The 18,468-nt window shown below is 66.6% G+C and carries 29 protein-coding genes; 27 read left to right on the forward strand and 2 right to left on the reverse strand.

Translation table 11 applies throughout. The features are described from left to right. The first annotated feature begins 2 nt into the window (after nt 1-2). The 23 genes from rplP to truA all read left to right on the forward strand — a co-directional run bounded on the left by rplP (nt 3) and on the right by truA (nt 13,071). A complete protein-coding gene (gene rplP / locus EDD92_RS28220; protein ID WP_009327094.1) occupies nt 3-422 on the forward strand; it encodes a 50S ribosomal protein L16 in 420 nt (139 codons plus the stop codon). Continuing rightward, the gene (gene rpmC / locus EDD92_RS28225) at nt 422-646 is read left to right on the forward strand and encodes a 50S ribosomal protein L29 (RefSeq protein WP_030930505.1); all 225 of its coding nucleotides are present in this window, start codon (nt 422-424) and stop codon (nt 644-646) included. The genes rplP and rpmC overlap by 1 nt, the downstream gene beginning before the upstream one ends. Then, nucleotides 646-936 carry a 30S ribosomal protein S17 gene (rpsQ, locus tag EDD92_RS28230; protein WP_099930779.1) on the forward strand — a complete coding sequence of 97 codons (291 nt, stop codon included), beginning with the start codon at nt 646-648 and terminating at the stop codon, nt 934-936. The genes rpmC and rpsQ overlap by 1 nt, the downstream gene beginning before the upstream one ends. Before the next feature lie 200 nt (nt 937-1,136). Continuing rightward, a complete protein-coding gene (gene rplN, locus EDD92_RS28235; RefSeq protein ID WP_003998823.1) occupies nt 1,137-1,505 on the forward strand; it encodes a 50S ribosomal protein L14 in 369 nt (122 codons plus the stop codon). A gap of 2 nt (nt 1,506-1,507) precedes the next feature. Then, entirely contained in the window at nt 1,508-1,831 is a 324-nt protein-coding gene (gene rplX / locus EDD92_RS28240) for a 50S ribosomal protein L24 (protein ID WP_030930498.1), read from the forward strand. Further along, a complete protein-coding gene (gene rplE / locus EDD92_RS28245) occupies nt 1,831-2,388 on the forward strand; it encodes a 50S ribosomal protein L5 (protein ID WP_007494758.1) in 558 nt (185 codons plus the stop codon). The genes rplX and rplE overlap by 1 nt, the downstream gene beginning before the upstream one ends. 5 nt (nt 2,389-2,393) lie before the next feature. Further along, nucleotides 2,394-2,579, forward strand: a complete 186-nt coding sequence (locus tag EDD92_RS28250; protein ID WP_003948630.1) for a type Z 30S ribosomal protein S14 — start codon at nt 2,394-2,396, stop codon at nt 2,577-2,579. A gap of 210 nt (nt 2,580-2,789) precedes the next feature. Continuing rightward, on the forward strand, nt 2,790-3,188 hold the full coding sequence (gene rpsH / locus EDD92_RS28260; protein WP_030930492.1) for a 30S ribosomal protein S8: 399 nt from the start codon (nt 2,790-2,792) through the stop codon (nt 3,186-3,188). 24 nt (nt 3,189-3,212) lie between these two features. Next, the gene (gene rplF, locus EDD92_RS28265) at nt 3,213-3,752 is read left to right on the forward strand and encodes a 50S ribosomal protein L6 (protein ID WP_115906445.1); all 540 of its coding nucleotides are present in this window, start codon (nt 3,213-3,215) and stop codon (nt 3,750-3,752) included. Nucleotides 3,753-3,755: 3 nt separating this feature from the next. Further along, nucleotides 3,756-4,139, forward strand: coding sequence for a 50S ribosomal protein L18 (rplR, locus tag EDD92_RS28270; RefSeq protein ID WP_030930487.1), 384 nt, complete (start codon nt 3,756-3,758; stop codon nt 4,137-4,139). Between the two features lie 36 nt (nt 4,140-4,175). Then, nucleotides 4,176-4,784, forward strand: coding sequence for a 30S ribosomal protein S5 (rpsE, locus tag EDD92_RS28275; RefSeq protein WP_030671799.1), 609 nt, complete (start codon nt 4,176-4,178; stop codon nt 4,782-4,784). After that, on the forward strand, nt 4,784-4,966 hold the full coding sequence (gene rpmD, locus EDD92_RS28280; RefSeq protein WP_005481207.1) for a 50S ribosomal protein L30: 183 nt from the start codon (nt 4,784-4,786) through the stop codon (nt 4,964-4,966). The genes rpsE and rpmD overlap by 1 nt, the downstream gene beginning before the upstream one ends. A 2-nt stretch (nt 4,967-4,968) precedes the next feature. Next, nucleotides 4,969-5,424 carry a 50S ribosomal protein L15 gene (gene rplO / locus EDD92_RS28285; RefSeq protein ID WP_099930780.1) on the forward strand — a complete coding sequence of 152 codons (456 nt, stop codon included), beginning with the start codon at nt 4,969-4,971 and terminating at the stop codon, nt 5,422-5,424. A gap of 188 nt (nt 5,425-5,612) precedes the next feature. Continuing rightward, nucleotides 5,613-6,926 carry a preprotein translocase subunit SecY gene (gene secY, locus EDD92_RS28290; RefSeq protein WP_123966952.1) on the forward strand — a complete coding sequence of 438 codons (1,314 nt, stop codon included), beginning with the start codon at nt 5,613-5,615 and terminating at the stop codon, nt 6,924-6,926. Further along, nucleotides 6,926-7,588 carry an adenylate kinase gene (locus tag EDD92_RS28295; protein ID WP_030930481.1) on the forward strand — a complete coding sequence of 221 codons (663 nt, stop codon included), beginning with the start codon at nt 6,926-6,928 and terminating at the stop codon, nt 7,586-7,588. The genes secY and EDD92_RS28295 overlap by 1 nt, the downstream gene beginning before the upstream one ends. 99 nt (nt 7,589-7,687) lie before the next feature. Continuing rightward, nucleotides 7,688-8,524 carry a type I methionyl aminopeptidase gene (gene map / locus EDD92_RS28300; RefSeq protein WP_123966953.1) on the forward strand — a complete coding sequence of 279 codons (837 nt, stop codon included), beginning with the start codon at nt 7,688-7,690 and terminating at the stop codon, nt 8,522-8,524. Nucleotides 8,525-8,783: 259 nt separating this feature from the next. Continuing rightward, nucleotides 8,784-9,005, forward strand: coding sequence for a translation initiation factor IF-1 (gene infA, locus EDD92_RS28305; RefSeq protein WP_003948620.1), 222 nt, complete (start codon nt 8,784-8,786; stop codon nt 9,003-9,005). Nucleotides 9,006-9,064: 59 nt separating this feature from the next. Further along, nucleotides 9,065-9,178: a 50S ribosomal protein L36 gene (rpmJ, locus tag EDD92_RS28310; protein ID WP_003998809.1), complete on the forward strand. Its 114-nt coding sequence runs from the start codon at nt 9,065-9,067 to the stop codon at nt 9,176-9,178. A gap of 197 nt (nt 9,179-9,375) precedes the next feature. After that, nucleotides 9,376-9,756, forward strand: coding sequence for a 30S ribosomal protein S13 (rpsM, locus tag EDD92_RS28315; RefSeq protein WP_020135802.1), 381 nt, complete (start codon nt 9,376-9,378; stop codon nt 9,754-9,756). 70 nt (nt 9,757-9,826) lie between these two features. Further along, nucleotides 9,827-10,231 (forward strand): 30S ribosomal protein S11, encoded by a 405-nt coding sequence (gene rpsK / locus EDD92_RS28320; RefSeq protein WP_003956432.1) that lies wholly within the window; start codon nt 9,827-9,829, stop codon nt 10,229-10,231. Between the two features lie 220 nt (nt 10,232-10,451). Next, nucleotides 10,452-11,474: a DNA-directed RNA polymerase subunit alpha gene (locus tag EDD92_RS28325; protein WP_003966937.1), complete on the forward strand. Its 1,023-nt coding sequence runs from the start codon at nt 10,452-10,454 to the stop codon at nt 11,472-11,474. A gap of 85 nt (nt 11,475-11,559) precedes the next feature. Then, entirely contained in the window at nt 11,560-12,069 is a 510-nt protein-coding gene (rplQ, locus tag EDD92_RS28330) for a 50S ribosomal protein L17 (RefSeq protein WP_123966954.1), read from the forward strand. Between the two features lie 144 nt (nt 12,070-12,213). After that, a complete protein-coding gene (truA, locus tag EDD92_RS28335; RefSeq protein WP_123966955.1) occupies nt 12,214-13,071 on the forward strand; it encodes a tRNA pseudouridine(38-40) synthase TruA in 858 nt (285 codons plus the stop codon). On the opposite strand, the gene EDD92_RS28340 is transcribed toward truA, so the two are convergent. Beyond that, entirely contained in the window at nt 13,072-13,956 is an 885-nt protein-coding gene (locus EDD92_RS28340; RefSeq protein WP_123966956.1) for a hypothetical protein, read from the reverse strand. Nucleotides 13,957-14,305: 349 nt separating this feature from the next. Between EDD92_RS28340 and rplM the strand changes: the two genes are divergently transcribed. From rplM to EDD92_RS28360, 4 genes are all read left to right on the forward strand, one after another. Then, the gene (rplM, locus tag EDD92_RS28345; protein WP_030930458.1) at nt 14,306-14,749 is read left to right on the forward strand and encodes a 50S ribosomal protein L13; all 444 of its coding nucleotides are present in this window, start codon (nt 14,306-14,308) and stop codon (nt 14,747-14,749) included. A gap of 42 nt (nt 14,750-14,791) precedes the next feature. Then, nucleotides 14,792-15,313 carry a 30S ribosomal protein S9 gene (gene rpsI / locus EDD92_RS28350; protein WP_099930786.1) on the forward strand — a complete coding sequence of 174 codons (522 nt, stop codon included), beginning with the start codon at nt 14,792-14,794 and terminating at the stop codon, nt 15,311-15,313. Between the two features lie 162 nt (nt 15,314-15,475). Beyond that, nucleotides 15,476-16,834: a phosphoglucosamine mutase gene (glmM, locus tag EDD92_RS28355; RefSeq protein ID WP_123966957.1), complete on the forward strand. Its 1,359-nt coding sequence runs from the start codon at nt 15,476-15,478 to the stop codon at nt 16,832-16,834. A 118-nt stretch (nt 16,835-16,952) separates the two neighbouring features. Next, the gene (locus EDD92_RS28360; protein ID WP_123966958.1) at nt 16,953-17,486 is read left to right on the forward strand and encodes a hypothetical protein; all 534 of its coding nucleotides are present in this window, start codon (nt 16,953-16,955) and stop codon (nt 17,484-17,486) included. A 6-nt stretch (nt 17,487-17,492) separates the two neighbouring features. Here the strand turns inward: EDD92_RS28360 and EDD92_RS28365 are convergent, their stop codons facing one another. Further along, entirely contained in the window at nt 17,493-18,440 is a 948-nt protein-coding gene (locus EDD92_RS28365) for a DUF389 domain-containing protein (RefSeq protein ID WP_123966959.1), read from the reverse strand. Nucleotides 18,441-18,468 lie beyond the last annotated feature (28 nt).

The raw sequence follows: 18,468 nt of genomic DNA on the forward strand, positions 1-18,468 counted from the left end.
ACATGCTGATCCCCCGTAGGGTCAAGCACCGCAAGCAGCACCACCCGAAGCGCTCCGGCGCTGCCAAGGGCGGCACGCAGGTTGCGTTCGGCGAGTACGGCATCCAGGCGCTCACCCCGGCGTACGTGACGAACCGTCAGATCGAGGCCGCTCGTATCGCCATGACGCGTCACATCAAGCGTGGTGGCAAGGTCTGGATCAACATCTACCCGGACCGTCCCCTCACCAAGAAGCCTGCCGAGACCCGCATGGGTTCCGGTAAGGGTTCTCCGGAGTGGTGGATCGCCAACGTCAAGCCCGGACGCGTGATGTTCGAGCTGTCGTACCCCAACGAGAAGATTGCGCGTGAGGCCCTCACTCGTGCCGCTCACAAGCTGCCGATGAAGTGCCGGATCGTCAAGCGCGAGGCAGGTGAAGCGTGATGTCGGCCGGTACCAAGGCGTCCGAGCTGCGCGAGCTGGGCAACGAGGAGCTTCTGGCGAAGCTCCGCGAGTCCAAGGAAGAGCTGTTCAACCTCCGCTTCCAGGCGGCGACTGGTCAGCTCGAGAACCACGGCCGCCTGAAGGCGGTCCGTAAGGACATCGCGCGGATCTACACCCTGATGCGCGAGCGTGAGCTGGGCATCGAAACGGTGGAGAACGCCTGATGAGCGAGAGCAATGTGACTGAAGAGCAGACGACCGAGGCACGTGGCGCCCGCAAGACCCGTGAGGGTCTCGTCGTCAGCGACAAGATGGACAAGACCGTCGTCGTCGCTGTCGAGGACCGCGTGAAGCACGCGCTGTACGGCAAGGTCATCCGCCGTACGAACAAGCTCAAGGCGCACGACGAGCAGAACGCCGCGGGTGTCGGCGACCGTGTCCTCCTCGCGGAGACCCGGCCGCTGTCCGCGACGAAGCGCTGGCGCGTCGTCGAGATCCTCGAGAAGGCGAAGTAATCAGGCGGGGGTTCGCCCCCGCTGCCCCTCGCTGGGGGCTCCGCCCCCAGGCCTTCGGGCCTGGCCGCGGTGAAGCCCCCGGCGCGGGTCGCCGCTTCAAGAGGCGTAAGTAATTCCTGCGGGAGCTACTCGCAGGACGGTTCCGCCAGGCTCTCCGGTGCATCCCCCGGAGGGAACCGGCAGACAAACAGGAGATAGACGTGATCCAGCAGGAGTCGCGACTGCGTGTCGCCGACAACACTGGTGCGAAGGAGATCCTTTGCATCCGTGTGCTCGGTGGCTCCGGTCGCCGCTACGCGGGCATCGGTGACGTCATCGTCGCCACCGTCAAGGACGCGATCCCCGGTGGCAACGTGAAGAAGGGTGACGTCGTCAAGGCGGTCATCGTTCGCACCGTCAAGGAGCGCCGCCGTCCGGACGGCTCGTACATCCGCTTCGACGAGAACGCCGCCGTCATTCTGAAGAACGACGGTGACCCTCGCGGCACCCGCATCTTCGGCCCGGTCGGGCGTGAGCTGCGCGAGAAGAAGTTCATGAAGATCATCTCGCTGGCTCCGGAGGTGCTGTAAGCATGAAGATCAAGAAGGGCGACCTGGTCCAGGTCATCACCGGCAAGGACAAGGGCAAGCAGGGCAAGGTCATTGCCGCTTACCCGCGCGAGGAGCGCGTCCTGGTCGAGGGTGTCAACCGGGTCAAGAAGCACACCAAGGCCGGCCCGACCGCCAGCGGTTCGCAGGCCGGCGGCATCGTCACGACCGAGGCGCCGATCCACGTCTCCAACGTCCAGCTGGTCGTTGAGAAGGACGGCAACAAGGTCGTCACGCGTGTCGGTTACCGCTTCGACGACGAGGGCAACAAGATCCGCGTTGCCAAGCGGACGGGTGAGGACATCTGATGGCTACCACCACCACTCCGCGTCTCAAGACGAAGTACCGCGAGGAGATCGCGGGCAAGCTGCGTGACGAGTTCAAGTACGAGAACGTCATGCAGATCCCCGGCCTCGTCAAGATCGTGGTCAACATGGGTGTGGGCGACGCCGCCCGCGACTCCAAGCTGATCGAGGGCGCCATCCGCGACCTCACCACGATCACCGGTCAGAAGCCGGCCGTCACCAAGGCCCGCAAGTCCATCGCGCAGTTCAAGCTGCGTGAGGGTCAGCCGATCGGTGCCCACGTCACGCTCCGTGGCGACCGCATGTGGGAGTTCCTGGACCGCACCCTGTCGCTCGCGCTGCCGCGCATCCGCGACTTCCGTGGTCTGTCCCCCAAGCAGTTCGACGGCCGTGGCAACTACACCTTCGGTCTCACGGAGCAGGTCATGTTCCACGAGATCGACCAGGACAAGATCGACCGCGTCCGGGGTATGGACATCACCGTGGTGACCACGGCGACCAACGACGCTGAGGGCCGCGCGCTCCTTCGTCACCTCGGCTTCCCCTTCAAGGAGGCGTGAGCGAGATGGCGAAGAAGGCTCTGATCGCGAAGGCTGCTCGCAAGCCCAAGTTCGGCGTGCGTGGCTACACGCGCTGCCAGCGCTGCGGCCGTCCCCACTCCGTGTACCGCAAGTTCGGCCTGTGCCGCGTGTGCCTTCGTGAGATGGCTCACCGTGGCGAGCTGCCGGGCGTGACCAAGAGCTCCTGGTAATCCCCTACTTGGGGATACCTGAAGCTCTCGGTAAGCAAAGGGTTTGGTCAGGGGCCCACCCCTCCATGGCTTAGGCTAGGAGGGTTGGGCGCCCTGACGCCCGTACGACTTACTACGCCGTAGGTCCACCGCACCGCACCCGCCTCGTCTCGGATCGAGGAGAGGGATGGGCACCTGGAAACCCCGGCGAGAGAGGCCGAAGGCCAATTCATGACCATGACTGATCCGATCGCAGACATGCTTACGCGTCTGCGGAACGCGAACTCGGCATACCACGACTCCGTGTCGATGCCGGCATCGAAGATCAAGTCGCACATCGCGGAGATCCTCCAGCAGGAGGGCTTCATCACGGGCTGGAAGGTCGAGGACGCCGAGGTCGGCAAGAACCTCGTTCTCGAGCTGAAGTTCGGCCCGAACCGTGAGCGCTCCATCGCGGGCATCAAGCGGATCTCCAAGCCCGGTCTCCGGGTGTACGCGAAGTCCACCAACCTGCCGAAGGTGCTCGGCGGCCTCGGCGTGGCGATCATCTCCACGTCGCACGGGCTCCTCACCGACAAGCAGGCCGGCAAGAAGGGCGTGGGTGGGGAAGTCCTCGCCTACGTCTGGTAGCGGAAGGGAACGGAGGAAACAGCTATGTCGCGTATTGGCAAGCTCCCCATCACGGTTCCCGCCGGCGTGGACGTCACCATCGACGGCCAGACGGTCTCGGTCAAGGGCCCCAAGGGCACGCTGACCCACACCGTCGTGGCGCCGATCGAGATCGCCAAGGGTGAGGACGGCGTTCTGAACGTCACCCGCCCCAACGACGAGCGTCAGAGCAAGGCCCTGCACGGCCTGTCCCGCACGCTGGTGGCGAACATGATCACCGGCGTGACCCAGGGTTACGTGAAGAAGCTCGAGATCAGTGGTGTCGGTTACCGCGTGACCGCCAAGGGTTCGAACCTCGAGTTCGCTCTCGGCTACAGCCACCCGATCACCGTCGAGGCCCCCGAGGGCATCACCTTCAAGGTGGAGGCCCCCACCCGGTTCTCGGTCGAGGGCATCGACAAGCAGAAGGTCGGCGAGGTTGCGGCCAACATCCGCAAGCTGCGCAAGCCCGACCCGTACAAGGCCAAGGGCGTCAAGTACGAGGGCGAAGTCATCCGCCGCAAGGTCGGAAAGGCGGGTAAGTAAGCCATGGCATACGGACAGAAGATCCTCAAGGGCGACGCCTACAAGCGCGCCGCGATCAAGCGCCGCCACATCCGGATCCGTAAGAACATCAACGGAACGGCGGAGCGTCCGCGTCTGGTCGTTACCCGCTCGAACCGCCACATCGTGGCCCAGGTGATCGACGACATCAAGGGGCACACCCTTGCGTCGGCGTCCACCCTGGACACCTCGATCCGCGGTGGCGAGGGCGACAAGTCCGCGCAGGCCAAGCAGGTCGGCGCCCTGGTCGCCGAGCGCGCCAAGGCCGCCGGTGTCGAGGCTGTCGTGTTCGACCGTGGTGGCAACCAGTACGCCGGGCGCATCGCCGCCCTGGCGGACGCCGCCCGCGAAGCCGGGCTCAAGTTCTGAGCCGCTCGTAGCTAGCGGAAAGAGAGAGGTAATCCAATGGCTGGACCCCAGCGCCGCGGTGGCGGTGCCGGTGGCGGCGAGCGGCGGGACCGTAAGGGTCGTGACGGTGGCGCAGCCGCCGCCGAGAAGACTGCTTACGTTGAGCGTGTCGTCGCGATCAACCGTGTCGCCAAGGTTGTGAAGGGTGGTCGTCGCTTCAGCTTCACTGCGCTCGTCGTGGTGGGCGACGGTGACGGCACCGTGGGTGTCGGTTACGGCAAGGCCAAGGAGGTGCCGGCCGCCATCGCCAAGGGTGTTGAGGAGGCCAAGAAGCACTTCTTCAAGGTCCCCCGTATCCAGGGCACCATCCCGCACCCGATCACGGGTGAGAAGGCTGCCGGCGTCGTTCTCCTCAAGCCGGCTTCGCCGGGTACCGGTGTTATCGCCGGTGGTCCCGTGCGTGCCGTCCTGGAGTGCGCCGGTATCCACGACGTGCTGTCGAAGTCGCTCGGCTCGTCGAACGCGATCAACATCGTGCACGCGACCGTGGAGGCCCTGAAGGGCCTGCAGCGTCCCGAGGAGATCGCGGCCCGCCGCGGTCTGCCCCTCGAGGACGTCGCTCCCGCGGCTCTGCTGCGTGCGCGTGCCGGGGCTGGTGCTGCGTAATGGCTCAGCTCAAGATCACGCAGACGAAGTCGTACATCGGCAGCAAGCAGAACCACCGTGACACCCTGCGCTCCCTTGGTCTCAAGGGCATCAACACGCAGGTCGTCAAGGAGGACCGCCCCGAGTTCCGCGGCATGGTGCACACCGTCCGCCACCTCGTGACGGTCGAGGAGGTCGACTGATCATGGCGGAGAACAACCCGCTCAAGATCCACAACCTCCGTCCCGCCCCGGGCGCCAAGACCGCCAAGACCCGTGTGGGTCGTGGTGAGGCGTCGAAGGGTAAGACGGCCGGTCGTGGTACCAAGGGCACGAAGGCCCGCTACCAGGTTCCGGAGCGCTTCGAGGGTGGGCAGATGCCCCTCCACATGCGTCTTCCGAAGCTGAAGGGCTTCAAGAACCCGTTCAAGACCGAGTTCCAGGTCGTGAACCTCGACAAGCTGGCCGCGCTGTACCCCGAGGGTGGCGAGGTCACCGTCGAGGGTCTGGTGGCCAAGGGTGCCGTTCGCAAGAACAGCCTCGTCAAGGTCCTCGGCCAGGGCGAGATCGCCGTGGCGCTGCAGGTGACGGTCGACGCCGTCTCCGGCTCCGCCAAGGAGAAGATCACCGCCGCCGGCGGCACCGTCACCGAGCTCGTCTGAATTTCTCGGACGTCTCGATGACGTAAGCAGTCCCGACCGGGGATACCTCACAATGGGGTATCCCCGGTCGGTCGTTCCAAGGGGAGCCGTGCCGCCGGTAAGGTAGCCTGCACTGTTCTTTTTTTGTATCCGTCGAACCTCAAGACCGTCACCCTTGACGCAGTTGCGCGGGGGTCGCAGGAGGCACCGTGCTCACCGCGTTCGCCCGGGCGTTCAGGACGCCCGACCTGCGCAAGAAACTGCTCTTCACGCTCGCCATCATCGTGGTGTACCGGATCGGTACGCACATCCCGATCCCGGGCGTCGACTACAAGAACGTCCAGCAGTGCATGGATGTGGCCAGCTCGAACCGCGGCCTGTTCAGCCTGATCAACATGTTCAGCGGCGGCGCGCTGCTGCAGATCACGATCTTCGCGCTCGGCATCATGCCGTACATCACGGCGAGCATCATCCTGCAGCTGCTGACGGTGGTGATCCCGCGCCTCGAAGCCCTCAAGAAGGAGGGCCAGGCGGGCACGGCGAAGATCACGCAGTACACCCGGTATCTGACGGTGGCGCTGGCCATCCTCCAGGGCACCGGTCTGGTCGCCACCGCCCGCAGTGGTGCGCTGTTCTCCGGCTGCCCGGTGGCCAGCCAGATCGTTCCGGACCAGTCGATCTTCACCACCATCACCATGGTCGTCACCATGACCGCCGGTACCGGCGTCGTCATGTGGCTCGGTGAGCTCATCACCGACCGCGGCATCGGCAACGGCATGTCGATCCTGATGTTCATCTCGATCGCCGCGACCTTCCCGAGCGCGCTGTGGGCGATCAAGCTGCAGGGCAAGCTCGCCGGCGGCTGGATCGAGTTCGGCACCGTGATCGCCGTGGGTCTGGTGATGGTCGGTCTGGTGGTCTTCGTCGAGCAGGCCCAGCGGCGGATCCCCGTGCAGTACGCGAAGCGCATGATCGGACGCAGGTCGTACGGCGGTACGTCCACGTACATCCCGCTGAAGGTCAACCAGGCGGGTGTCATCCCCGTGATCTTCGCCTCGTCGCTGCTCTACATCCCGAGCCTGATCGCTCAGTTCTCGGGCGGCAATTCCGGCTGGAAGACGTGGGTCCAGAACAACCTGACCAAGGGTGACCACCCGGTTTATGTCACCACGTACTTCTTGCTGATCGTTTTCTTCGCGTTCTTCTACGTGGCGATCTCCTTCAACCCCGAGGAAGTCGCCGACAACATGAAGAAGTATGGTGGCTTCATCCCGGGCATCCGGGCTGGCCGACCGACCGCTGAGTACCTCAGCTACGTACTCAACCGGATCACCTGGCCGGGTTCGCTGTATCTGGGTCTGATCGCTCTCGTACCGACGATGGCGTTGGTTGGCTTCGGGGCAAGCCAGAACTTCCCGTTCGGTGGTACCAGCATCCTGATCATCGTGGGTGTTGGCCTCGAAACGGTGAAGCAGATTGAGAGCCAGCTTCAGCAGCGCAATTACGAAGGGTTCCTCCGCTGATGCGAATCGTCCTCGTCGGGCCGCCGGGTGCAGGGAAGGGCACGCAGGCCACTCGCCTCGCCGACAAGCTGCGCGTCCCGCACATCTCCACGGGCGACCTGTTCCGCGCCAACATCAGCCAGCAGACGGAGCTCGGGAAACTCGCGAAGTCCTACATGGACGCCGGCAATCTCGTCCCCGACGAGGTCACCATCGCGATGGCCAAGGACCGCATGGAGCAGGCCGACGCGGAGAACGGCTTCCTGCTCGACGGTTTCCCGCGCAATGTCTCGCAGGCCGAGGCGCTGGACGAGCTCCTCAAGACCGAGGGCATCAAGCTGGACGCGGTACTCGACCTCGAGGTCCCCGAGGAAGAGGTCGTCAAGCGGATCGCCGGCCGGCGCATCTGCCGCAACGACTCGGCGCACGTGTTCCACGTGACGTACAGCCCCGCCAAGAAGGAGGGCGTCTGCGACGTCTGCGGCGGCGAGCTGTACCAGCGTGACGACGACTCCGAGGACACCGTCCGCACGCGGCTCGAGGTCTACCACACGCAGACCGAGCCGATCATCGACTACTACAAGTCGCAGGGCCTGGTCGTCACGATCTCGTCCCTCGGCCCGGTGGGCGAGGTGACGCAGCGGGCGCTGGAAGCCCTCAAGCGCGAGGACGACGGCAAGTAGCCGTCAGCCCAGTTACGGCCGTGGCACCCGACGGGGCGTCACGGCCGTACTGTTGTGTAGGTATCGGTTGACGTGAGTGACGGAGAGCGCAGGCCATCCATGGTGCAGATCAAGACCCCCGAGCAGATCGCCAAGATGCGTGAGGCGGGGCTGGTCGTCGCCGCCATCCACGCGGCCACGCGTGAGGCCGCGGTGCCAGGGGCCACCACCAAGGACCTGGACCAGGTAGCGCGCAAGGTGCTCGCCGAGCACGACGCCAAGCCGAACTTCCTGGGCTACGGCGGCTTTCCGGCGACCATCTGCACCTCCGTCAACGAGGTCGTCGTCCACGGCATCCCGTCCGACGACGTCGTCCTGAAGGACGGCGACATCATCTCCATCGACTGCGGCGCGATCATCGACGGCTGGCACGGCGACGCGGCGTACACCGCCTTCGTCGGCTCCGGCCACGCCCCGGAGCTGATCGAGCTCTCGCGGGTGACGGAAGAGTCCATGTGGGCCGGCATCGCGGCGATGAAGCAGGGCAACCGGCTGGTGGATGTGTCGAGGGCCATCGAGACGTACATCCGCCGTCAGCCGAAGCCGGGCGGCGGCAAGTACGGGATCATCGAGGACTACGGCGGCCACGGCATCGGCACCGAGATGCACATGGATCCGCATCTGCTGAACTACGTCGAGAAGCGCCGCGGGAAGGGCCCGAAGCTGGTCCCCGGCTTCTGCCTGGCGATCGAGCCGATGGTGTCCCTCGGTACGCCGAAGACGGAGGTTCTCTCCGACGACTGGACCGTCATCACGATCGACGGCACGTGGTCGTCCCACTGGGAGCACTCGGTGGCGTTGACGGAGGCCGGGCCTCTGGTGCTTACGTCTCCCGACGGGGGTAGGGCGAAGCTGGCGGAGCACGGTATCGATGCCGCTCCGGATCCGCTGGCCTGAGCGCCCACCGGGGAGGGCGGGTGCGTTGTTCGGCGCCTGTGGGTCGGTGGGGGTCGCTCGCGCAGTTCCCCGCGCCCCTTTGGGGCGCTGCCCGGCCCGGCGCTTAATGATCTACCCCTTGGGGCATCCTTCCTCGATTCGTCTTTCGGAGTGCGCTGACGTAGACTGACTCGTCGGCTCTCGTGTACCCGCATGTCCGCATGCGCCCGTAAGGGAAACGCACGGAGTCGATCAAGGTAGTCGATTCGAAGGGCGAAGCGTGGCCAAGAAGCAAGGTGCCATCGAGATCGAGGGCACTGTCGTCGAGTCTCTTCCGAACGCCATGTTCAAGGTCGAGCTCCAGAACGGCCACCAGGTCCTGGCACACATCAGCGGCAAGATGCGTATGCACTACATCCGCATCCTCCCTGACGACCGGGTCGTGGTGGAGCTGTCTCCGTACGACCTGACGCGTGGCCGGATCGTCTACCGCTACAAGTAGATCTTGCCCGCATCCCGCTTCGGCGGGGTGGTGGCACTGACCCGGAGAACCTCAATCCCATGAAGGTCAAGCCGAGCGTCAAGAAGATCTGCGACAAGTGCAGGGTGATCCGCCGTCACGGTCGGGTCATGGTCATCTGCGAGAACCCGCGCCACAAGCAGCGCCAGGGCTGACGCACGATCGACCGATCCCTCTGCATCGATATCGCAGAGATTCGCGCGACGCGAGCTGAATATGTTCATACGCAGAATCCAAGCGAGCGATCGCTTGACACCCCCGGTTCGGAGGCCGGGGACTCGGTTCGTACCTCGTACGGCGGCCGGGAACCGGTTCTGCGGAAGACCTCCGAAGATCACCAGGAGCCATTGAAGTGGCACGCGTTTCCGGTGTTGACATCCCGCGCGAAAAGCGCGTGGAGGTCGCCCTCACCTACGTGTTCGGCATTGGCCGGACCCTTTCGCAGCAGACGCTGGCGGAGACGGGCATCGACCCGAACACCCGTGTTCGTGACCTGAGCGAAGAGCAGCTCGTCGCGATCCGCGAGTACGTCGACAACAACATCAAGACCGAGGGTGACCTCCGTCGCGAGATCCAGGCCGACATCCGCCGCAAGGTCGAGATCGGCTGCTACCAGGGTCTCCGTCACCGTCGCGGTCTGCCCGTCCGCGGTCAGCGCACCAGCACCAACGCCCGTACCCGCAAGGGTCCGCGTCGCGCCATCGCCGGCAAGAAGAAGCCGGGCAAGAAGTAGTCCTCAGCGGACAACGCTTCATCAGCGGTCTTCGCTGTAGGACCGACCACCTCCCCGTAGGAGTTTGTAGATGCCCCCCAAGGGTCGTCAGGGCGCTGCCAAGAAGGTGCGCCGCAAGGAAAAGAAGAACGTCGCTCACGGCCACGCGCACATCAAGAGCACGTTCAACAACACGATCGTCTCGATCACGGACCCCTCGGGCAACGTGATCTCCTGGGCCTCCGCCGGCCACGTCGGCTTCAAGGGCTCGCGCAAGTCCACCCCCTTCGCCGCGCAGATGGCCGCCGAGTCGGCCGCCCGCCGCGCGCAGGAGCACGGCATGCGCAAGGTCGACGTCTTCGTGAAGGGCCCGGGCTCCGGTCGCGAGACCGCGATCCGCTCCCTCCAGGCCACGGGCCTCGAGGTCGGCTCCATCCAGGACGTCACCCCCACCCCGCACAACGGCTGCCGTCCGCCGAAGCGTCGTCGCGTCTGACGCACGGCTCACGGCGGCTCGGCTTCCGGCTGGGGGTGTGGGGGTCATCCCCCACATGTCGCAGTACGGCTGCCGTCCGCCGAAGCGTCGTCGCGTCTGACGCGTCGCCTTCGCAGGCAGTGGTTTCGGGCGGTACGGCTCTGTAAGGGTCGTATCGCCCGTACCCTTGTAGTACCTCAGGGCGTCAAATAGCGGGCGCCCCTGACAGAAGGAACGCAACATGCTGATCGCTCAGCGTCCCTCGTTGACCGAAGAGGTCGTCGACGAGTTCCGCTCCCGGTTCGTGATCGAGCCGCTGGAGCCGGGCTTCGGCTACACCCTCGGCAACTCCCTGCGTCGTACGCTCCTCTCCTCGATCCCGGGTGCGGCGGTCACGTCCATCCGCATCGACGGCGTTCTGCACGAGTTCACCACCGTGCCGGGCGTCAAGGAGGACGTCACCGACCTGATCCTCAACATCAAGCAGCTGGTCGTCTCCTCGGAGCACGACGAGCCGGTCGTGATGTACCTGCGCAAGCAGGGCCCGGGTCTGGTCACCGCCGCCGACATCGCGCCCCCGGCCGGTGTCGAGGTGCACAACCCCGACCTGGTCCTCGCCACGCTCAACGGCAAGGGCAAGCTGGAGATGGAGCTCACGGTCGAGCGCGGCCGCGGTTACGTCTCCGCCGTGCAGAACAAGCAGGTGGGCCAGGAGATCGGCCGTATCCCGGTCGACTCCATCTACAGCCCCGTGCTGAAGGTGACGTACAAGGTCGAGGCCACGCGTGTCGAGCAGCGCACCGACTTCGACAAGCTGATCGTCGACGTCGAGACCAAGCAGGCGATGCGTCCCCGTGACGCCATGGCCTCCGCCGGTAAGACCCTGGTCGAGCTGTTCGGTCTCGCCCGCGAGCTGAACATCGACGCCGAGGGCATCGACATGGGCCCGTCCCCGACGGACGCCGCCCTTGCCGCTGATCTGGCGCTGCCGATCGAGGAGCTGGAGCTCACCGTTCGGTCGTACAACTGCCTCAAGCGTGAGGGCATCCACTCCGTGGGTGAGCTCGTGGCGCGCTCCGAGGCCGACCTCCTGGACATCCGCAACTTCGGTGCGAAGTCCATCGACGAGGTCAAGGCGAAGCTGGCCGGCATGGGCCTGGCCCTGAAGGACAGCCCGCCCGGATTCGACCCGACCGCCGCCGCCGACGCCTTCGGCGCCGACGACGACGCGGACGCGGGTTTCGTGGAGACCGAGCAGTACTGATCGGTCCTTGCCGGTGAGCATCCGCTCATCGGGTTCCTGACCCCGGTACCTGATACGGCCGGGGCAGACACACAGGAGAAGAACAATGCCGAAGCCCACCAAGGGTGCCCGTCTGGGCGGCAGCGCCGCGCACGAGAAGCTGCTCCTCGCGAACCTCGCGAAGTCGCTGTTCGAGCACGGCCGTATCACCACCACCGAGGCGAAGGCCCGCCGTCTGCGGCCGTACGCCGAGCGTCTGGTGACCAAGGCGAAGAAGGGCGACCTTCACAACCGCCGTCAGGTGCTGCAGGTCATCACGGACAAGAGCGTCGTCCACACGCTCTTCACCGAGATCGGCCCGCGCTACGAGAACCGTCCGGGTGGCTACACCCGCATCACCAAGATCGGTAACCGCCGTGGCGACAACGCGCCCATGGCTGTCATCGAGCTGGTCGAGGCGCTGACGGTCGCGCAGCAGGCGACGGGTGAGGCCGAGGCGGCGACGAAGCGTGCCGCCAAGGACGCCGAGGCTGCGGCTCCGGTCGAGGACGCCAAGGTCGACACGACCAAGGCCGACGAGGTCGAGGACGCTGCCGAGGAGTCCAAGGACGCGTAAGCGTTCTGCCGGGTCCTGTTCGTCGGCGGCTGCGGCTTCGTCGTGGTTGCTCACGCAGTTCCCCGCGCCCCTGAAGGGGCGCGCCAGTGGGCCCGTTCCTTTCGAGGAGCGGGCCCGCTTTGGTGTTCTTGAGAGGATCTCTGGGTGAGTGACGAAGTAGAGCCCGGTTACGTTCGTGTCCGTCTCGATCTCTCCTACGACGGGAGCGAGTTCTCCGGGTGGGCCAAGCAGGCCGGGGGGCGGCGGACCGTGCAGGGGGAGATCGAGGACGCCCTGCGGACCGTGACGCGGTCGGGGGGGACGACGTACGAGCTGACCGTGGCCGGGCGGACCGATGCCGGGGTGCATGCGCGGGGGCAGGTGGCCCATGTCGATCTGCCGCGGGAGGTCTGGGGTGCGCACCACGACAAGCTGCTCAAGCGGCTTGCGGGGCGGCTGCCGAGGGATGTGCGGGTCTGGGCCCTCCGGGAGGCTCCCAGAGGCTTCAACGCCCGGTTCTCGGCGGTCTGGCGGCGGTACGCGTATCGCGTGACCGACAACCCCGGTGGCGTCGACCCGCTGCTGCGCAACCACGTCCTCTGGCACGACTGGCCGCTCGACGTGGACGCCATGAACGAGGCCGCCGAACGGCTGCTGGGGGAGCACGACTTCGCCGCCTACTGCAAGAAGCGGGAGGGCGCGACGACCATTCGTACGCTGCAGCAGCTGAGTCTGGTGCGCGGGGACGACGGGATCATCACCGCGACCGTGCGGGCCGACGCCTTCTGCCACAACATGGTGCGCTCACTGATCGGGGCGCTGCTGTTCGTGGGGGACGGGCACCGGGGGCCGGACTGGCCGGGCAAGGTGCTCGCGGCCGGCGTACGCGACTCGGCCGTGCATGTCGTACGGCCGCACGGGCTGACCCTGGAGGAGGTCGGCTACCCGGCCGACGAGCTGCTCGCCGCGCGCAACAAGGAGGCGCGGAACAAGCGGACGCTGCCCGGGGCCGGGTGTTGCTAGTTACCGGTTCGCCGCTGCCGACGCCTGGGCCTCGCCGCGGCTGCGGATCTGGCGGTAGGTGAACAGCCGCAGGTCGTTGCCGGCCGAGTACACCGTCGTCGACTGGTTGGTGACGTCCTTGCCGGTGGTGAAGCCGGCGGTGGCGAAGTAGGCGTAGCGGCCGTAGGAGTTGGCTGTCGTGAGGCAGGTGGCGGCGTTGCAGAAGGCCTTCACCCCGTCACCGGCCAGCGCCTTGATGAAACCCTTCTTGTCCGACTGGGTCCTGGCCCTGGTCGCCTGTGCCTCGGTGTCGAAGACGGCGACGCCGATCGTCACCGCGACGTCCTTCCTGGTGTAGGTGACGCGCAGGAGGCGGGTGCAGTCGTTGGCGGTGAGGACCTTCGGGAGGGTGCCCTGCGCGGTCGAGGCGCAGTTCTTGGTGTCGGTCGTCGCGCCCCTCTTGTACACGGCGGAGCCCATGGGCAGCTTGGCGTACGGGAAGAGGCTCTGCGCGCTGAGCGGGGCCGTGTCCTTGGCCTTGCTGGCGATGAAGTCCTTCGGGTCCAGCGGGGGCGGGGCGCTGGTCGGGGCGAAGGAGGGCGCCGAGGCGCTGCTGCTCGGGATGGAGCCGCTGGCGGGCAGGTTGGACGGGTCGCCCGAGGCCTCGTTGTTGCCGTTCGCCGATACGACGGCCATGGCGACGGCGGTGCCGATCGCGATCGTGGCGACCACGCCGCCGCCGATGAACAGCATCCGGCGCTTCTTGTTGCGCGTCTCGGAGGCTTCGGCGAGCGCTGCCCAGTCGGGGGTCTGGCCGTCGTCGCCGCCGCTGGTCCACGGCTGCTGGGATTGCGGTTTCCAGGGGTCCCACTGGGACTGGGGTCCCCCCTGCTGCCCATAGCTCATGGGGCGCATCTTAGACGGGAGGCGGAGGGTGCCGGTGTGTCTCCGGTGGAGCCGCCGGGGACCTTTCCGGCAGGGGGGCACATCTCGGTCTCCGCTCGGTCTCCGCTCGTCCTTCGAGGTGTCGCGGCGACCTCGTTTTGACCCGTTCGGGGCTGCACAGGTATTCTGCTTCTTCGTTGTGTATTGGCTTGCTCGTTCTCACGCGAGAGGCCCTTACCTAGGTTCCCTGGAGCAGTTACCAGTGGGCGGCATACGGGCAGTGTCCCCGGCATATTTGTCGTCCCCAGCTGCACGATCGCTTCAGTGATGCCAAGTGTCAGCACCCATCCCTGAAGAAGAAGGCTGCGAAGTGCGTACGTACAGCCCCAAGCCCGGCGATGTGACTCGCCAGTGGCACGTCATCGACGCTCAGGACGTTGTCCTGGGTCGTCTCGCCACCACTGCCGCGTCCCTCCTGCGGGGCAAGCACAAGCCGATCTACGCCCCTCACGTCGACACCGGTGACTTCGTCATCATCATCAACGCCGACAAGGTGCACCTCTCCGGCAACAAGCGGACCCAGAAGATGGCGTACCGCCACTCCGGCTACCCGGGTGGTCTGCGTTCCGTCCGCTACGACGACCTCCTCGCGAACAACCCCGAGAAGGCCGTCGAGAAGGCCGTCAAGGGCATGCTCCCCAAGAACACCCTGGGCCGTCAGATGCTCTCCAAGCTGAAGGTCTACTCGGGCGACCAGCACCCGCACGCTGCCCAGCAGCCGGTGCCGTTCGAGATCACCCAGGTCGCGCAGTAAGTCCGGCCACCCCCTAAGACTGAAGAGAATCTGAGGAGAATCGTGGCCGAGACCACCGTTGAGCAGCCGGTCGAAGAGACTGAGCTCGTCGACATCGACAGCTACACCACCGAGTCCGAGGTCCCCGTCGAGGGCGAGTACACCTCGGAGTCCCTCGCGTCCCGCTTCGGCGAGCCCCAGCCGGCCGCCGGCCTGGGCCGTCGCAAGAACGCCATCGCCCGCGTCCGGATCGTCCCGGGCACCGGCAAGTGGAAGATCAACGGTCGCACCCTCGAGGACTACTTCCCGAACAAGGTGCACCAGCAGGAAGTCAACGAGCCCTTCAAGGTGCTCGAGCTCGAGGGCCGTTACGACGTCATCGCCCGTATCTCGGGTGGCGGTGTCTCCGGTCAGGCCGGTGCGCTCCGTCTCGGTGTCGCCCGTGCGCTGAACGAGGCCGACGTCGACAACAACCGCGGCCCGCTCAAGAAGGCCGGCTTCCTCAAGCGCGACGACCGTGCGGTCGAGCGCAAGAAGGCCGGTCTGAAGAAGGCCCGCAAGGCCCCGCAGTACAGCAAGCGCTAAGCTTCGCTGCCTGCTCGTACGTACGCCCCGGCGGCACGCCTCAGTGCTGTCGGGGCGTTCGTTTATCACCGTCGGGGGCGTATAACGGCACAAGACCCTCGAAGGTTTGTGTGATGGGCTGCCGGTACGCCTGCGACAACTGACGCTTCCTCAGGAGGACAAGTGGGACGACTCTTCGGCACGGACGGCGTGCGCGGCGTCGCCAACGCGGACCTGACGGCGGAGATGGCGCTCGGCCTCTCCGTGGCCGCGGCGCACGTACTGGCCGAAGCGGGCACCTTCGAGGGCCACCGGGCAACGGCGGTCGTCGGACGGGACCCGCGTGCGTCCGGGGAGTTCCTGGAGGCCGCCGTGGTCGCCGGCCTCGCCAGCGCGGGTGTGGACGTCCTGCGCGTCGGCGTGCTGCCCACTCCCGCCGTGGCGTATCTCACGGGCGCGCTCGGCGCCGACCTGGGCGTCATGCTCTCCGCCAGCCACAACGCCATGCCCGACAACGGCGTCAAGTTCTTCGCCCGCGGCGGCCACAAGCTCGCCGACGAGCTGGAGGACAGGATCGAGGCCGTGTACGACTCGCACCGGCACGGGGAGCCCTGGGAGCGGCCGACCGGTGCGGGCGTCGGGCGGGTGCGGTCGTACGACGAGGGGTTCGACCAGTACGTCGCCCATCTGATCGGCGTACTCCCGAACCGGCTCGACGGGCTGAAGATCGTCCTCGACGAGGCGCACGGTGCCGCGGCGCGGGTCTCGCCGGAGGCGTTCTCGCGGGCCGGTGCCGAGGTCATCACGATCGGCGCCGAGCCGGACGGGCTCAACATCAACGACGGCTGCGGATCGACCCATCTGGACCTGCTGAAGGCCGCCGTCGTCGAGCACGGGGCCGCCCTCGGTATCGCGCACGACGGTGACGCGGACCGGTGCCTCGCCGTGGACCACACCGGCGCGGAGGTCGACGGCGACCAGATCCTGGCCGTGCTGGCGCTCGCGATGCGGGAGCGGGGCGTACTGCGCGAGGACACCGTTGTCGCGACGGTCATGTCCAACCTCGGCTTCAAGCTGGCGCTGGAGCGGGAGGGGCTGCATCTCATCCAGACGGCGGTCGGGGACCGGTATGTGCTGGAGGAGATGAAGGAGCACGGGTACGCGCTCGGCGGCGAGCAGTCCGGGCACGTGATCATCCTCGATCACGCGACCACCGGGGACGGCACGCTGACCGGGCTGTTGCTGGCGGCCCGGGTCGCCGAGACCGGTCGTACGCTCAAGGACCTCACGGGTGTCATGGAGCGGCTGCCGCAGGTGCTGATCAATGTGCCGGACGTGGACCGGGCGCGGGTGAAGACCTCTGCGGAGCTGGCGGCTGCCGTTGCCGAGGCCGAGCGGGAACTCGGGTCCACCGGGCGGGTGTTGCTGCGGCCGTCGGGGACGGAGCCGTTGGTGCGGGTGATGGTCGAGGCTGCGGACATCGACCAGGCCAGGACTGTGGCCGGGCGGCTGGCGGATGCGGTGAAGTCGGCGCTGGGTTAGAGCCGACCTGCGTCACTCGAAGGTCGTAACAAAATGTGCCGAATGGGTTACTGATTGTTTCACTGGCGTCGAGGCCGCCTGCGTGTGGCGTGCCCCCGACGGAAGTGAGAAAAGCACCATGAAGACAGTCAGCAGCACCCTGAAGCGAGCGGCCGTTCCGGCCCTGGTCGCCAGTCTGGCAGTCCCCGCGCTCGCCACCCCGGCCGCGGCGCAGACCCCCGGCTCCACCGCGTTCCGTCTCTTCGGCATGGTGGTGCTCAGCGCACGTTCAGGCGCGGCCAACCAGGTCACCGCCAGTACCTCCACCGGTCGTGTGATCCTCACGGACACCACGGGTATCGCGCTGGGGCCGGGTTGTGCTCGGCTGTCCGCCACCAGCGTCGACTGCGGCAGCGTCGCCAGCACCTCCCGGCTCTCTGTCGGACTGGGTGACCTGAACGACAGCTTCGACGGGACGAGCGTTTCGTTGCGCACCCTCGTCGACGCCGGTACGGGCTCCGACACCGTGGCGACCGGCAGCGGCAACGACACGATCGGTGTGAGCGGCGACGCGCCCGCCGTCGACACGGTGACCTGTGACGGTGGCACGGCCGACGTGGTGTTCGCCGACCCCGGCGACAGCGTCGCCGCGGACTGCGAATCGCGCACCTAGAGGCACCTAGACGCCGCCCGCCTTGGCCGTGCGTTCACGCTGCCTGGCCCAGAGCCATTTCTGGGCCAGGAGTGTGAGGGTGCCGGCGAGGATGATGCCGAGCAGGTTCAGCAGGAGTTGTTCGGTGGAGCCCCAGGCCTGTCTGTACTCGTCGTAGGCGAAGGCCACTGCCGCGTTGGCGGCGGCCGGGACCGTGGTCACCGAGATGGCCACGCCGACCAGAGCGCCCGACTTCGCCGAGGTGAGGGAGAGGGTGCCCGCTGCTCCCGCGAGTACCGCGACGACGAACGAGAACGCGTCGGGGCGGTAGATGAAGTTGGTGTTGGGGCGGGTGGCTTCCAGCTGGACCTTGGTGAACAGGTCGACGCCGTCCATGAAGTAGGTGAAGCCGACCGTCACCAGCATGGCCACGGCGAAGCCGACGAGCAGGGCGGTCAGCGAGCGCAGGGCGAGGCGTGGGCTGCGCTGCACTATGGCCGTACAGATGCCCGCCAGCGGGCCGAACTCCGGGCCCACCGCCATCGCGCCCACGATCAGGATCGCGTTGTCGAGGACGACACCGCAGGCCGCGATCATCGTGGCGAGCGTGATGAAGGCTACGTAGGTGATGGAGAGCGTGGACTCCTCGTGCGTCGCGTCGGTGAGGTGCTCCCACAGCACTGCGTCCGCGCCTTCGCCGGGTGCCTCCGCCTCGGCCTTGTCGGCGCGCTTGGACAGCGACAGGTCGATGTTCTCGACGGCGATGGATCCGGTGCGGTCGAGCTCCAACGCCCGGAGCTCGCCGATGAGTTCGTCGCCCGCCTCACGTGCGACGTCGCACATCACGACGTCGCCGACGGGGTTGCGGGCGGCTCCCGGCAGCACGACGAGATGCGTGGTGCCGACGGTCTTCTCGATCAGGCGGACCACGTCGCCGGTCTTGTCGGACGGCGTGATCAGGCGCAGATGCAGCATGGTCCTTTTTAACAGGCGGGTTTAACAG

Source organism: Streptomyces sp. TLI_185 (assembly GCF_003814765.1).
Classification (GTDB): Bacteria; Actinomycetota; Actinomycetes; order Streptomycetales; family Streptomycetaceae; genus Streptomyces.

What these genes read in the sequence shown, in the direction of transcription:
- rplP (WP_009327094.1), top strand. Translation starts at nt 3, where the DNA reads ATGCTGATCCCCCGTAGGGTCAAGCACCGCAAGCAGCACCACCCGAAG.
- rpmC (WP_030930505.1), top strand. Translation starts at nt 422, where the DNA reads ATGTCGGCCGGTACCAAGGCGTCCGAGCTGCGCGAGCTGGGCAACGAG.
- rpsQ (WP_099930779.1), top strand. Translation starts at nt 646, where the DNA reads ATGAGCGAGAGCAATGTGACTGAAGAGCAGACGACCGAGGCACGTGGC.
- rplX (WP_030930498.1), top strand. Translation starts at nt 1,508, where the DNA reads ATGAAGATCAAGAAGGGCGACCTGGTCCAGGTCATCACCGGCAAGGAC.
- rplE (WP_007494758.1), top strand. Translation starts at nt 1,831, where the DNA reads ATGGCTACCACCACCACTCCGCGTCTCAAGACGAAGTACCGCGAGGAG.
- EDD92_RS28250 (WP_003948630.1), top strand. Translation starts at nt 2,394, where the DNA reads ATGGCGAAGAAGGCTCTGATCGCGAAGGCTGCTCGCAAGCCCAAGTTC.
- rpsH (WP_030930492.1), top strand. Translation starts at nt 2,790, where the DNA reads ATGACCATGACTGATCCGATCGCAGACATGCTTACGCGTCTGCGGAAC.
- rplF (WP_115906445.1), top strand. Translation starts at nt 3,213, where the DNA reads ATGTCGCGTATTGGCAAGCTCCCCATCACGGTTCCCGCCGGCGTGGAC.
- rplR (WP_030930487.1), top strand. Translation starts at nt 3,756, where the DNA reads ATGGCATACGGACAGAAGATCCTCAAGGGCGACGCCTACAAGCGCGCC.
- rpsE (WP_030671799.1), top strand. Translation starts at nt 4,176, where the DNA reads ATGGCTGGACCCCAGCGCCGCGGTGGCGGTGCCGGTGGCGGCGAGCGG.
- rpmD (WP_005481207.1), top strand. Translation starts at nt 4,784, where the DNA reads ATGGCTCAGCTCAAGATCACGCAGACGAAGTCGTACATCGGCAGCAAG.
- rplO (WP_099930780.1), top strand. Translation starts at nt 4,969, where the DNA reads ATGGCGGAGAACAACCCGCTCAAGATCCACAACCTCCGTCCCGCCCCG.
- EDD92_RS28295 (WP_030930481.1), top strand. Translation starts at nt 6,926, where the DNA reads ATGCGAATCGTCCTCGTCGGGCCGCCGGGTGCAGGGAAGGGCACGCAG.
- map (WP_123966953.1), top strand. Translation starts at nt 7,688, where the DNA reads ATGGTGCAGATCAAGACCCCCGAGCAGATCGCCAAGATGCGTGAGGCG.
- rpmJ (WP_003998809.1), top strand. Translation starts at nt 9,065, where the DNA reads ATGAAGGTCAAGCCGAGCGTCAAGAAGATCTGCGACAAGTGCAGGGTG.
- rpsK (WP_003956432.1), top strand. Translation starts at nt 9,827, where the DNA reads ATGCCCCCCAAGGGTCGTCAGGGCGCTGCCAAGAAGGTGCGCCGCAAG.
- EDD92_RS28325 (WP_003966937.1), top strand. Translation starts at nt 10,452, where the DNA reads ATGCTGATCGCTCAGCGTCCCTCGTTGACCGAAGAGGTCGTCGACGAG.
- rplQ (WP_123966954.1), top strand. Translation starts at nt 11,560, where the DNA reads ATGCCGAAGCCCACCAAGGGTGCCCGTCTGGGCGGCAGCGCCGCGCAC.
- EDD92_RS28340 (WP_123966956.1), bottom strand. Translation starts at nt 13,956, where the DNA reads ATGAGCTATGGGCAGCAGGGGGGACCCCAGTCCCAGTGGGACCCCTGG.
- EDD92_RS28360 (WP_123966958.1), top strand. Translation starts at nt 16,953, where the DNA reads ATGAAGACAGTCAGCAGCACCCTGAAGCGAGCGGCCGTTCCGGCCCTG.
- EDD92_RS28365 (WP_123966959.1), bottom strand. Translation starts at nt 18,440, where the DNA reads ATGCTGCATCTGCGCCTGATCACGCCGTCCGACAAGACCGGCGACGTG.